General features: G+C 53.4%; 8 protein-coding genes. 1 reads left to right on the forward strand and 7 read right to left on the reverse strand.

The features are described from left to right. Positions 1–33: 33 nt before the first annotated feature. On the reverse strand, positions 34–651 hold the full coding sequence (locus tag ACAW87_RS11910; protein WP_370723619.1) for a response regulator: 618 nt from the start codon (positions 649–651) through the stop codon (positions 34–36). A 269-nt stretch (positions 652–920) separates the two neighbouring features. Between ACAW87_RS11910 and ACAW87_RS11915 the strand changes: the two genes are divergently transcribed. Then, positions 921–1721 (forward strand): response regulator, encoded by an 801-nt coding sequence (locus ACAW87_RS11915; protein ID WP_370723620.1) that lies wholly within the window; start codon positions 921–923, stop codon positions 1719–1721. Positions 1722–1761: 40 nt separating this feature from the next. Here ACAW87_RS11915 and ACAW87_RS11920 read toward each other — a convergent pair whose 3' ends face one another. The 6 genes from ACAW87_RS11920 to ACAW87_RS11945 form a co-directional block, all read right to left on the reverse strand. Next, positions 1762–2757 carry a sensor histidine kinase gene (locus ACAW87_RS11920; RefSeq protein WP_370723621.1) on the reverse strand — a complete coding sequence of 332 codons (996 nt, stop codon included), beginning with the start codon at positions 2755–2757 and terminating at the stop codon, positions 1762–1764. Positions 2758–2768: 11 nt separating this feature from the next. After that, positions 2769–3233 (reverse strand): hypothetical protein, encoded by a 465-nt coding sequence (locus ACAW87_RS11925; RefSeq protein ID WP_370723622.1) that lies wholly within the window; start codon positions 3231–3233, stop codon positions 2769–2771. Positions 3234–3250: 17 nt separating this feature from the next. Then, positions 3251–3574 carry a hypothetical protein gene (locus tag ACAW87_RS11930; protein ID WP_370723623.1) on the reverse strand — a complete coding sequence of 108 codons (324 nt, stop codon included), beginning with the start codon at positions 3572–3574 and terminating at the stop codon, positions 3251–3253. A gap of 168 nt (positions 3575–3742) precedes the next feature. After that, positions 3743–5887 carry a fibronectin type III domain-containing protein gene (locus tag ACAW87_RS11935; protein ID WP_370723624.1) on the reverse strand — a complete coding sequence of 715 codons (2145 nt, stop codon included), beginning with the start codon at positions 5885–5887 and terminating at the stop codon, positions 3743–3745. A gap of 8 nt (positions 5888–5895) precedes the next feature. Continuing rightward, on the reverse strand, positions 5896–12801 hold the full coding sequence (locus tag ACAW87_RS11940; protein WP_370723625.1) for a fibronectin type III domain-containing protein: 6906 nt from the start codon (positions 12799–12801) through the stop codon (positions 5896–5898). Between the two features lie 11 nt (positions 12802–12812). Further along, the gene (locus ACAW87_RS11945) at positions 12813–14546 is read right to left on the reverse strand and encodes a hypothetical protein (protein ID WP_370723626.1); all 1734 of its coding nucleotides are present in this window, start codon (positions 14544–14546) and stop codon (positions 12813–12815) included. Positions 14547–14571: the final 25 nt, after the last annotated feature.

Consider the following 14571-nt stretch of genomic DNA (forward strand, 5'->3'; position numbering starts at 1 on the left):
TCGTAAACGAAATCGAATATAGCTAATTGAAATTCAAAGTGTTTCCAGGAAATCGTAGTACTGCTTTTTGGTGGTGAACGGTAGTTTATGCGTAATATTCTTCCGGTGTGTCTGAACGGTGTAGTAGCTCAGACTCAGGTCGATAGCAATCTGTTCGGATGTTAGACCGAGTTTTACCAGTTTCAGAATTTCCACCTCCCGTTTTGTCAGGCCGTAGGTAAACCGGGTCGTGTCTTTAGCAGGCGAGGTCAGACTGGCTAACGAATCTGTTTCAATCACCATTTGTCCCTCCATCACTCGTCGCAACAGCATAAGCAAGTGATCGGCGGCAACGGTCTTGGCAATGTATCCGTTGATCTTAATGGCACTAAACCGGGCAATTTCCTGCTTTTCAGCATACATACTGATAATCACGATTTTGCAGGGATTGGGAAGCTGCTTCAACTGCTCAACCACCATTAGTCCGTCGAAATGAGGCATGTTCACATCAACCAGCACTAAGTCAGGGGCCAGGCGTAGGCAGGTATTTAGGGCCAGGCGGCTGTCGTAGACCTGCTCAACCACCACAAAATCCAACGAGTCGCGCAGAACCAAACTCAGCCCGTCGTTGAAAAGCCGGTGGTCGTCAATAAGAATAGTTCGGGTTGGCATCGTTGAGTCTCTATACTACTAATACTCACTGGATAGACAAAATACACTTATGTGAATTTTGTCATATTTACCTCACAGCTACATGTAAAATACTATTAGCTGACATTGAAAAGTACAACTACTAAGTTAAAAATACCTCATGCAAGGTATTTTATTCAAATGTACGGAAGATGTGTTTTGTACGATGAAAGGTGACTACAAAGTAGCTTTATCTGTCACGCTGTCTCAAATTGTTACTATACTATCTATTTTCGCCCCTTTGCCGGCTCATGGTCAATCAATTAACCCTGCTTATTGTAGAAGACGAAGTGCTGATTGCCGAGAATCTAAAGTTTACGCTGGAAGATATGGGCTTTGCCATTTGTGCTATTGCCTGTAACGCTGAACAGGTAGCCGATGCCCTTTCGAACCAACAGCCCGACCTGGTGTTGCTCGACATCAATTTGGGTACCCAATCACCCAACAATAACGGACTGGCACTGGCGCAGCGATTAAATCAAGACCAGATACCGTTTATTTTCCTGACGGCCTATTCTGACCGGGATACCATTATGCAGGCCACCCGGTTACGCCCCAGTGGTTACCTGATAAAACCCGTCAATTCGGCAACCCTGTTTGCAGCCATTCAGACGGCTGTGCAAAACCAGGGCCTGACCAGCAAGCCTGTGGTGAATACAACACCGGGTGATGAACAACCCGATTACTTTTTTGTCAAGGTAGGAAAGCGTAACCTGAAGTTATTTTGGCAGGACGTGTATTGCCTGGAAGCCACCAAGAATTACGTGCAGGTCCGGGTTATCGACACACCCGTTACCTACACGGTACGGGGTACGTTGCAATCGGTTATGCAACACCTAGTACCTCTATGGCTTCAGCCAGTGTTTCAGCAGTTTAATCGCAGCACGGCGGTGAACGTGAGACACATTACCCGCTACGACAACGAAGCTATCTATTACCAACATGTTCGCATTAGCAACACGCGGCTGTCGGCCAGAGACCTTCAGCTATTGATGACAGGAGTCGTTCCCCAAAGCCACCCCTCTCGCAGTACAATCAGCTACGCTTGTTAGGTGATCAGATAGCGCCTGGAGTAGACCGTACCGGTTGAGGTTACGATACTGCCGGCAGCAGCAATCGATAATGGTAGGGGTTTTGGGGTGGGTACGTCAAGGTTCCGTTTAGCTGACGACACAACAGCCTGACAATGTCCATACCCAGACTTGGGTGCGGCGGGTTCGGTGTTCTGCAGCCGGTGTCGGTGTACTCGATACAAGTCCCATCCCCCTGTCGATATAGCGATATGCGAATGTGCAACACACTGTTTGCCGGTACCGCATGCTTCATGGAGTTGGTGATCCACTCGGTCAGAATTAGAGCCAACGGCAGGTATTGAACCCTGTCCAGAGCAATCAGATCAACGTCGAGTTGCGTCACCACGGGCTTTTCGTAACAGTGGACCACGGTTTCAACCATCGAGGCGATGTATCGATTGAGGTCTAGCGGGGTGTTTTCCTGCGAGAGTTGGCTGTTCAGGGCTGAAATAGCTTCTACGCGAAGCCTTGCCTGCCGAAGTTGGGCCACGACCTCAGGCTGCCCGCTTTTCCGCTCCTGCATTTGCAACAAACTAAAAATCATGTGCAGGTTATTTTTAACCCGGTGCTGAATCTCTTTATTCAGCAAATGCACCTGGGCAATCTGGTTATCGAGTTGTTGATTTACGGCTCTCAACGCGCCCGACTGCACCCGGTAGGCCTGAATACGTAAGAAGAGGTAGCCACTCAACCCCGTAATGACCGTCAGTAGCCCGACCAGTACCCACAGCAGTTGTTCCTGATTTTTTTTAATTACAGCTTCATAAGCCAGCTTATTCCTCTCAATCACTAATTCACTGTTTACCAGCGCTTTTTGCATCTGACCAACACCCTCGTTACGGGCGTAGCCCTGCTTTTGGGCGTACACCGAGTCGCCAGCCCTGATAATCCGAACCTGGAGCAGACTATCAGCCCGATAGAGGGCCTTTCTAGTTTGACCAGACTTTGGTTGAGACTGGCCACTCAGTACGCTGCCCAACAACAACAAACCAGCCATAAATCGGTAGCTATGCATCAGGGAATTGGCTAACGGGGCTCTCTTATAAGCTGGCCTTCGTACAGCACCCTACCCTTCGCACCGGCTAACGTGTATATGCTTTTCCATTGATGAAGAGTGAGCGTGTCGAGTGTCCAGCTACCATCGTTTTCTCCATGCATCTCAGGCAGCAACCGACCAACCTTGTCGCCAGGTAAAAAAACTTCTGCCCTGCCATCCTTTCCAGAAGTCGCAAAAAGCACGTACGCAACCGTACTTCTGTCTCCGCCCTGCGACTCCAACCGGATACCAGCATCGGCCAGGCGAACGCACTTTTTTTGCAAGGCCGACCACCGATAACCCGCTCCGCCTTTACAGCCGCGTTGTTCTGTGTCTGAACTAACCGTCGCCCCCAGGCTGGCCTCGTTGGCCATACTCCCCGATGTATCTTTGTTGGTAGAACAAGCACCGACTAATAAAATGAGCAGAACAAGTAACTGACTGAATCTCGGCATGGTAAAAAAAATTGGGCTTAGTTCTCCGCTAACTGCTGTTCACAGTAGGCAATGAGCGAGTGGAGCGGTGCGCTGAACAGGTGTGCGTCCGCATCTTCGCAGGTCAATATCATCGATCTGAATACCTGATCGGTGTAAACGCCCGTGAGCATAGCCAGGCTGAGTGGCTCACCTCGCTCCCAGCGCGTCCGCAAACCGATCAGGTAAGTCAACACCCTTTTATGATGGGCAGCAGATTCGTCAGTTGTTAGCGGCTCGCAGGGTAGCGTACGACTGTAAGGGAGTTCTCTGGTAAGACGTGGGCCGAAGCGTACATTCTGACCCCATAAACGATTCTTCATAACGGGTAAATGTTAAACGGTTCCTTAAAAAGAGGCACTAAAAAATGCCCCGTATAAAAACCTTGTCGCTCGTCAGAGCTGGATCGTGGTTGTCGCAGATGACGGTGAGATACCCTCCCGTTTCCAAAACCCACTTGACAAGGTGCTGTTTATGGGTTATATAACCGCCTACCGGACAACCTCACGGTAGATAGATCGAGTGGTTCGTATCGCCGATTCCTGCCGATTCGTGCTCAGGGCCTGAACGGCATACACGTACGTTTTTCCTGGCTTGGCGCTTCGGTCATCAAACTCAAAGGTGCCATTACTGACCGTGCCGACGGCGGTGAACGCAGTCATAGTTGGTTCCCGACGCATTATCCGATAACTGGCAATACCTGTCGGTTCAACGGCAGGCCACGACACCCGAACGCTGCTAGACATATTCTTCACCGTTAGCTCATTGATCGAAGCCAATGCACCGGATACTGGTCGGCCATAGACGCTCACCGGCATCGAGAACGTACCCCGTTCCCCCGACAGTCCCACCGAGGTTACTCTGTACACGTAGGTAACGCCAAGCGAAAACGTTGTATCGGTAAAAATGGGTTGCTCGAGCATACCGGCATGCAGTGACTTAAAATTCGTATCAGGGTCATTTTCGCGTTTGCGCTGTAGTTCGTAACCCCGGATATAGTCGTCGTTCAACCGCAGATCGGTCCAGCTTAGAAATGCATCGCTGTTGATGATCTCGCTGCTGATAAGCTGAGGTGACGAAAAATCGACTTTTGCGTAACGCGCCGTTGGCCGGTAATTCACGTACTCAGACAGCACACTGGTATCCTGCTTGAGGTTGATGGACTGTACGGCGTAGGAGTACATAACGCGGGGAGACAGGTAGTTGGCGGAATCGATATACTGATTGCTTTTTACAGGCAACCCGATAGGGTTCATATCCGAAGGCGACTGCCCACGATACACAATAAATGCAAAGCGCGATTTATCATCGGCAGCGTCCCAGCTTAGTACGGGTAACCGCCCGGTGGTATCCACGCGCAGGTTGAACGGGGGCGTTGGTCGCCGGAACTGGGTACAAGATTGGGCCGTGGTGGCGGGCATCTCCTGCCGCAGGTCCTGAAACGGGACGAAGAGCGGCCGGATGGCGTAGGTGAAAATTTCTCCTGCCGGGTACACATCCGGGTCCGTAAAATCGGTGGCATCAACGGGCAGAATACCCAGCACTTTCGGGGCGGTGTTGGCCGAGGTACGCGACAGTTCGATACCCGAGTAATACGGTTTCCTGGCCAGTTTTTTCCACCACAGATAAATTGCATTGGTGGTATCGCGGCTGTTAAGTCCGTAGATGTATTCGACCTGACTGTTGGTCACGGCTACGCCCCGGGCCATAATAGTGTCACCCAGGTTACCGGCATAATCTTCGGCAATGAGTCGGGTTTCAACTACATCTTCCGGCCTGCAGGCCACCCTGGCGGTAGAGTAAAACTGTCCACTGCTGTCGGCCGAAGCCGTGTAGCGTTCCAGAAAGCGCCACCGGGCATCGTCGTTGAGGCGGTAATACACGGCAAAACGGGTGTTGAGTGCCCCTGCGCTAAAGGCCGTGAACACATCGGGGCGCTGAGGCGCTACAGCCCTTGCCTCGGCAAACGAATTAACATTGATCAATGATTGATCGACGGGTATGAATTGCGGCGGAAACGTGACATTCCATGTAAACCGCACGGCACTGTCGGTGGCAGAAATGCGGGTCAGCACGGGTTTTACCTTGCCAATTTCGGGGTTGGGCCGGTACAGTACGCCCCGACGGTCTACCTCAGATTCGGCACCTACTTTATCGACCCGGATGACCTGGTAACCATAGAAACCACCCGGCTTCACATCTACGTCGAGCAGGGTTTCACCCAGTGCACGGGAAAAATCGATATCGGTGGCCGACAGCAACTGCCGCACAGACGCCCGGGCGCGGTCGATCAGAAACGTATCGACCTGAGCGCGGGCCACAAACCCAAACGTGCGCAAAAACTGACGGTACTTGTCCGGGCCAAGCGCGGCTTCAAACTGCACCGCCGACCGTACGGGGCGCAACGTGCCAATGAGCCGTCCCTTGTCATTATCAGCTCCTTTTTCGGTCCGCCGAATCTGAAATGCATTAGCCTGCGCATACAGGTCGTTTGTATCGGCCGACATGACCTGCACATGAACTCCACCGGGTCCGGGGTAGGTCATCAGATGATAGACTGGCTCCGGTTGTGATTGCGCCCGCAAACCCGTTGTCAGCAGCAGCAATACAAAGCATTTGATTATCCTGTTAGTCATGATTTTACTTATTTGAGCAGTCTCCAGCCATTGTTTTCGCCCCTGGCCTGATAGGCACCCCCAAACGAACCGTTTACGCACACTTTTACCCGCGTGGTTAATTTATCGAGCCGCAACCAGCCGTATTGCTTCCAAACCTTGTGATAGCGGTTGCAGGTGCCATACCAATTTCGGTCGGCACATTCTTCGTCTTCATACCATTCGCGTTCTACCTTGTAGTCGTTACATTGTATGTGCGCGCTATTGTCGCGCCAAATCTGTAATTCGCCCCGCGCCTGAGCCATAAAGTTCCAGCCAATGTCGTTTCGGTAACCCCCGTCGAGCAGCAGCCCCAGCCCCAGCTTGCCGTTGAGAGCAAACGACATGACCGATACTTTACCTTCTGCCTCGAACATAGCCCGGCCCAGGATTTGGAAGTTACCCGACCGGAAGTTGACGCCCATATCGACTCCGCTCCGCAGCACCGCTTCCACGTTGGCCTCCACCAGGTTCAGCCCCAGAACCGATACCCGGTCCGACCATCTGAATTCACGCGCCAGGTCCATCTTCAGAAAGAGTCCGGTAGCCGTTGTGTTGTCGTACCCGATCAGGTAGGCTGGTATCTTGCTCATGTACCCGGCGAGTTCGATAGGCATACCGTCGGCTACGCTGGCAGTGGTCTTAAACAGAATCGGCAGTCCAAACAACCCATTGGCAATGCCACCCAGCGCATCGACCCGCACGTTGGCCCCCACGAAGATGCCGAGCGACTTATCGGCGATGACTAAGGCGTTAACCTCCGCCTTCGCATCTTTCGACACCTCGATCTCGCAGTTCAGTTTGGCCATCAGCCGGGTCCGGCAGAAGTCCAGTTCCACCTGCACCACGCATTGCTTATCGCCGTTGATCCATTGCTCGGCAGAACCCTTGATTACCGGCAACGCACCACAAGTATTACCGTTGAACTCAACCAGCACTCTGATATCTTTATAGGTACAGAGTTTAGGCTCGGCTACGGTCAACGTGGGCGTGGCCGAACCGACGAAGAACACCTTGTATTTATTGTCCTGGGTGTTGAGGTCGAAGCCCCCTCCCATCGAAATCCAGGTAATAGGCCCCATCGGCACGGTAGTCGACACCTGAATCCCCGCCCCAAGTTCCAGCTGATTATTGGGCAGGCTGTAATATTTGAAGTTGGCGGCAAAGCGTTTGGAGACGGTTTCCAGGTCTACGGCTCCCTCAAAGCCGTACTTTTTGGGATCGGTCGCCACCTTTACCTTACCATACAGCTTAAACGCCGGGGCTTCAAGCTTGAGCATGATTTCGTTCATGCTGAGCTCCCAGCCTTTACCGAAATCACCGATTAGCAACGATACGTCAGAGTCGAATGTCAATCCTTTGGCATCACTACTGGCCAGTTCAATACCGCCGGCGAAGCCGAAGGCTACAGACGCATTGGCGTCCTCCTTAAGAATTTTGTCGGCCAGTTCTTTCACCGTCAGCTTATCGGCCGAGGTATTGCCGCGGGCTTCCTGCTCATTCTTGTCAAATACCCCGGTCCGAACGCGCTTGCCGTCTTTATCGAGTGCATCATTGCCTAGCGAATCTTTCTTGATCTGGGTGTTGGCGTTATTGAACTTACCGGTTTCATTGGCTTTGCTCACCTCGCCTTCGCTCATAGCGAGCAGGTCGTTGAGTTCCGACTTTTTGACAGCATCGGGACTCCCGTTTGCGTTTTTACCGGCGCGGGTAAACACCAGCCGACGAACGTTGATCTTAACGAAGCCCTCACCAAGTTCGATAGGTCGTGGCTTGGCTGAGACCAGCCACTTGCCGGTGGTAGACCAGACAAACTTTTGCAGATCAAAGGGAAAGACCTTTTTCATCAGCCCACCCGATTGGGCATCGGCGGTAGTTGATGCTGCGGTAGTGGTGCTTGTTGGCTGTGACGTCTGGGCAACTTTATCAGCAGCAGCCTTTGCTGCCTCTTCCGCTTTTTTATCAGCAGCGGCTTTTTCTTCCCGGGCAACTTTCCTTTCGGCTTCGCTTAGCAGGCGGCCGTACTGATTGGTGCTGTCTGTGCGGGCTGTTTTGAAGGGGGAGTCATCATACTCGACTTTGAGCGACGCTTCCAGTTCGTAGCTTTTGTCTTTAAGGTTAGGTTTCAGCGCGAGGGACTTCTTGCCGGAGGCCACAAACTTGATGTTTTTGACCCGAAATCCTTTTTCGGGCAGCGCCAGCTCCATCGACGGGTAGAACCGCCCATCAACTACCGTCAGCGCCAGCGAGTTTATGTCAACGTAGTTGTCTTTGTCGGTAGAGATGCGCCCGCCAATTCCGTAACCCTTGAAATTGTTGAGAATCTGTACTGATTTCCATTCCATCAGGAACGCGTACGAGGCGTTGCCACCAACGGACAGCTCGTGGATGTTTTTCTTTTCATTGCGGACGAAAGTGGCCTGCTTAAGCAGAAAATCTTTACCCACGTCGATCTTATCAATTTCCAGCTTATAAATGTCGGCGTCCATAAACGGAATCTGCGGCAGCGTGAGTGCGCCCTTCATGCTCATTCCCGATTTTTTGAGGACTGCGCTCGTGCGCTCAATGTTTACGTATAGACCCGACAACGTACCTACAGACGATTTGCCCACTACCGGCGTATTACCCAGCGGAAATTTCACGTAGTTGGAATCGTTTTCTACTTTCGAGGCATCTCTGGCCGCCGCGTCGGCCTGGCTGCGGGCCGTGGAGGCGGTGGCTTCGGCTTTGGCAGCGGTGTTGAGCGCACTCATCAGACCCGCTTGCTTAACCGTCCGTGTAAGCGACGATTTCGTGTTACCCATGTCGGCAACTGCGGCATTAGACGCCGTTTTAGCGGTTGAGGCGGCAGCTTCGGCCGTGGTGGCCTTTGTGCTGGTGGCGTCTGCCTTAGTAGTGGCGTTTCTGCTTTGGCGTTTTGAGTCACCGGCGATAAACTCGATCTCATACTCATCGTCCACCTTCATCTCTTCGAGGTTCTGGGTGGCGAAGGCCAGCAGATAGAGCTCTTTGTCGGGGGCCTTGGGTTTGTCCTCGTCCTTTTTCTTTTCTTTGGGAGCTTTCTTGTCTTTACTCTTATTCTTCGCATCCTCAACATCTACTGCGTCGGTGGTGTTGAACTTACCAAAGGCTGCTTTTTTATCGGCTGCTTTTTTGGTCAGTTCCATCTTACCGAAGTCGAAGCCGAACAACTGGTTTTGGGTAAGCTGGAAGGTAGATCCACCGATTTTACCCTGTCCGGGTTTGCCCGCAATGTGTTGCAGCCGAATAAACGGTTCACCGGCCGGGTTTCCTTCCACCTTCACCGGCGCAAAGCCGAAAAGCAAGGCATCGAACTCCGTATCGACCAGATTCACCTGACTCAGCACCGGTACGGCGTTGGTTTTATCTTTCAGATCAGGCTTAACCACAATGTCTTTGAAGTTCAGGATCAACTCTTTATCCTTGACAACCTCAAACAGTTTGCTACCCTCCTTATTACTTTTGAGCCAGTCGTGCATCAGCAGTTGGCCGGAAATTTTAAAGGTGTTGCCCCCGGCTCCGCTGTTTCGGACAGCTTTCTCGATCTTAGCATCGAAGCCAAGCAATTTAGTGAAAGTGGGAACTTGCTTTTCTCGCCGTAGCATAAAGCCCCGCTTGAACGTCAACCGGTCGGGAGTGCCTGCGGTGGCGTTTCGGAAAGCCGTGGAATCTGGGGAACTGAATGCCTCAATGTCTTTTGTACTTACGCTTACCTGCGCGTCGTTGTAGGCCAGCACAAGCGTGTCTTTCGCTGGTTTACCGTTTTTCTCGATAGTTCGGTAGCTTGTCTGCACTGGCCGCGAGAACTTGAGGGTATTTTCCGTTTCCGATTCAACCAGGACACGGAAGAAGCCGTTGGCGTTAGTTTCGGCTTCGCCCACACCTTCATTCTCGACCTTTACGCCGCCGATGGGCCGCAGCCTGCTGAGGGTAGCCTCGGCCGGTTTGATCAGGCTATCGGCATCCGTATGCAGCCCCTCCACGTGCAGCGTACTGTCGAGCACGACCCCGGCAATGTACTGCGCAGGTTTGAGCCGAACCCGGAAGGTGTATACGGTGTCGCGGTTATGGGGTTTCTCCGGCAGTTTCACCGTCACGGTTTTTTCAGTATACAATTCCTTCGCGCCGGGAGCATTGGCAAAGGCGATGGTCAGTTCGGTTTTGCTTGTTTTACCCCGGTGACCAGGTTCTTTATTCGATTGCACCTCCTGGCCGTTGACGGTGATGGGTACGTCGAAGTACGTAATTCCCGATAGCGAGTCGCTCAGATTGCGCATACCCAGTCTGTTGCGCTTGTCTTCGCCTTTGTAAACGATTACCCGAAACTGTTTTATCGCCCCGTCGAGCTTGATATTCAGCCGCTCATAGCGCTCTGGATCACCGGTTTTCAACGCGAATGAGTCAAGTGGCATCTTCACCGTCACATAGTCGTCAGCGCGTATCGATACCGTGCCTTTCTTCTCCTTCAGGTTTTTCAGGGCGCTTTCACTTAGGTTTAGTGTAAACGAACCATCGGCGCTGGTTTTGGTACTGACGCTACCCAGCGTCACGACGGCTGCCTCAATTGGCTTCCTGTTGTCGTTTACCACACTGCCGGTCACCTTCACCTCACGCAGGGTCAGCAGGAGGTTTTGCGACAGACTGTACCCTTCGTAGATGGGGTTTGCCCCCGCGCTAACCGTATGGTCGAGTGGGTCGATAGCGGCCACATAGAACGGCTCACGCACAGGAACCGATGCCGGGATAACCGCCTCGTAAACCCCGTTTTTGTCGGTTTTGTAGGGTTGGTTAAGCACATATACCGTCACATCAGCGACGGGGTTCTGCGCCGTGCCCCGAGCCACCACGCCCCGGATGCGGCGCTGGGCGGCCGCATACCTGAACTGGTCGGCCACCGTTAGGACCTGTCCCGCTTCCACGGCCTCCACACCCGTGATGGGGAAAAACTGCGTGTCGCCCCCGCGTTCCTTCACCCCCATCACCAACTGGTCGTTGTAGAGGTTGTTAGTAAAGAGGCGCGGCTGCACAGCGCTGGGGCTAAAAGTGGTCACTTTCAGGTACGTGTCGTTATTGTAACGGACCTCGCGGCGGTCGACAGCATTACCCTCTTCGCGTAGATAGGGATTGGCTTCCACGACCGACTTGAGCCGGTACAGGGCCACTTCCTCCACAAAGGGGAGAGGTATGTTTGGCTGCACAACCAGTGTGGGCGCATACCGGAACGTGTTGGCAATGAGCGTCATCGGGTTAGCCACGATGTCACCAGTCGGCGTTTCGGGCAGGCTCAGTTTAGTAGTTGCTTCGCCGAAGGCATTGTTCTTAAACCGCGCCACTACGTGCAGGTTCCGGGCGTTGCCCAGCAGCTTGATCGTTGATCCTTTGCATTCATACTCGCCCCGGGCATTGGTGCTTACCGTAGCCACGAGCGGGTATTGCGCCCGCTGTCGGGCAAAGGTGGCGGCATCGACCTCGGTCTCACCGGTGCTGTAGAAACTCACGATAGCTCCCTCGAGAGGAAACCGCCTGCTGCCAGGCTGGGCCTCAGCCACGGGTTGCCGCGAAAGCTGCCGGGTTCGGGGCTGGCTGGCAGCTGTCAGGAGGCTACCGGGCTGCGTGAAATCCTCCTCCGACGCACTAAAAGCCCATGCCAGCTTACCTTTTACCGAAAAATCAACCTGTTTGGTCGGTACTGTCGATACGGCGAGCGGTACCACCACTGACGTAGCCCGTTGGCCATCGCCCCCCGTTGCGGATACCCTTGCTTCGTAGGCTTTGCCAGGGTCGAGGCCGTTAAAGGCAAAGCTGTTGTAGAGCCCCGTTGCCTGCGGATTAATGGTAGTACTGCGCCACGGCCCATTTTGGCCTTTCTCCCGCACCTCGACCACAAACGACTGGTGGTTTGCTTCCCCTTTCCAGTTCAGATTGGCTTCATTGGGGTTACCATCATTCCACGCCAGCCGCAGGTTCGAGGGAGGCAAAAGGGGTGTTCCGTAATTGAAGTATTGGATTTCGGAAAATCCGTTATTGCGGAATACGCCCACATCTTCGCGGCCGCGTTTGGCGATGGCTTCTACCCGGTAGGCGTAGGTACGTCCGGGCACAAGCGGTGGCATGGTGGGATCATAGACCAGCGTGGTGGCGCGGGTACGGGTTTTGTAGTAAGCGGGCTGAGCCAGAAACAGGTTCTGCACGTTGCCGGTAAACCCACCGTTGACCAGCAGATCCGTGATGGTGAATTCGTACTCCACATCGCTCACGTTCGTATGGCGTGGCGACCACTGGAAAACGATATTTTGCGGTAAGGTCGGCTTCATGGTGAGCGCGTTCTGCGGCATCACCCACACGGGCGGCTCGTTAATACTAATCCAGACCGGGTTAGCCCACTGAATCCCAGAAATAGGCCGGTTCGTGGCAAAATCAATGATCTCGACGCCAAACCGGAACGCTCCCTCGCTAAACGGTCGGGCATACTGCGCGGCGCTGACTTTCAGGTTATACTGCTTGAAATAGTTGGCTACCTGCTCGGCGGGGAGGTTGTACACCTGCCCGAAACTGAGCGTCAGCGGCGGTTCGCCCTGCACCAGATCGGTACTCTGAATCTGGAATCCCTGCCCTTCGATGTAAATGCGAATCCGGAAGGGCCGCGTGGCGATAGACCGGTCGTTTTGCTGCACCTGAATAGACAGGTTGGTCTGCGACGGGTTGCTGAAATCGGCCAGATAAACCGGATAGGGCGGCAGTTGGGTAAATCGGGCAACCACCGGGTAAAATTCCTGCGCCTGCGCGGGAACGTACCCAAGCAGCAACAGCAACGTACCCAGCCCGGTCAGTACCCACTGACGTAACTGATAAAATGAAGCATGTAAAGTTGGCATAGGGCGGGTCATTAAAACGAGAAGTTATAGCCAACGTTGCCGCTGACGTAGGTAGCAGGCTGGGTGCTGACCACTGCTGTAATGAAATTGAAGGCATGATGCTGTCCCAGCCGCATATTGGCCAGCAACTGAGCGTTAATGGCCAGCGAATTACCCGACCCTTCGGGAGTTACCAGACTGGTATTCACGTTCAGCGCCGACAGGTTCAGGGTTGTGTTCAGCTTTTCCAGAAACGTTTTCTGCAAGCCAAATGTGGGACCAATGCCCTGAATCGTACCGGTAGGCAACGCATTGCGGAAATACGACAGTGAGGCGTTCAACGAGGCTTTTTGCGGCACAAACCCCATCGAATATGTCAGGCTGGTATTCAGAATCCGGGTTTTGCTATCTTCTTCGGTGATGTTGGCCCGGGCGCTTTGCGACCCTACGTAGGTAGCCACGAAGCTGAGCTGCGACGACCGGGTGTCGGTTTTAGACAGCACCTTATTTGCGTTGTAGCCAATGGTCTGCGATACCAGCGAGTAGGCCAGCGTATCGATGATCTGTCCCGGCACCCGCACCAGCCGCGAATAGGTGTCGTTCAGGAAGCGGTACGATTGAAAATTGGAGTAATTGGCTCCCATCGTAAAGCCTTCCTGCAACTGAACACTGGCCACCAGCGACCCCACGAACCGCTGCTGCTTGTTTGCTTTTTGCTTTTTGATATCATCTTCCTGCAAGCCCACGTTGCCGCTCAGCTGTAGTTTCCCGTTTCGCAATGTCTGGCTGGCGTTGAGGGTGTAGTTGGCCAGGTCATTCACGAAGTAGTAGCCGCCCAGCGTGGTGTAGTTGGGGTCGATGCGTTCATAACCCATGCCCACGATAGTCTTCGTTTTGGCAATGTTGTAATTGGCTCCCACCTTCAGCGCGTTGTACGATTCAGATGTGGCGTTGCCCCGCACAAACACGCCCGCCAGCGACCTCATCGGTACTCGCTCGTAGTTGGGCGACTGGTCTTTGGTCACCACACTGTTAGCGTATTCGGCGTTGATTTGCAGGGCGTGAAAAAGCGTGGTGCCAAAGTTCAAACTCACCACCATGTTGTCTTTGGGCGTTACCACCTGGTTCATGAACCGGCGTTGGGTATCTGGAATCGTGGCGGGGTCGTCCTTGGCGTTGAAAAGCGTCAGGCCCACCAGGTAGTTACCGGGGTTGTAACCAACCTTCAGGCCGTAGCCCATCCGTCGGAAGGTAGGGCCGGTCGTGGTGGTATCGGTAAACTGGGCCTGTAGCAGCCGCCCTGCCATAGCCTGCACGTTCCACTTACCGGGCGTTGCCTCTATACCTGCACCCACAAACTGATGTCCGTTGAGCGTATACGGCGAAAACGTCATGTAATTGGTGCCGATGTGCGCCGTCACCCATTTGTAGGTCGGGTGAAGACTGAGCTGATTGAACGAATAGCCCTGCGAGAGCGCCAGCCGCCGGTTCGAATAGTTGAACGTGAGCGGCACGTTGATGGTCCCGAAGAAATTCAGGTTCAGGTTTCCCGACAGAAAGTAGTTGAGAGGCCCCTCGGCGTTGGGCAGGCCCGCGTTGAAAATGGTGTTGGCCCCCAACCCCCCTGATACCACCAGGGGTTTGGCTTTGCCGATGGAACCGAGGTCCACCGATTGCGCCAGTACCGACTGACCCATTGGGCAGTTACTCAGTACCAGGCCAAGCAGCAGGCCCAGCCCATTGCGAAAATGACGTAGTTGTTGCATTAAACGAACCGATTAAACGAGCGTG

This window comes from Fibrella aquatica (assembly GCF_041321135.1).
GTDB lineage: Bacteria > Bacteroidota > Bacteroidia > Cytophagales > Spirosomataceae > Fibrella > Fibrella aquatica.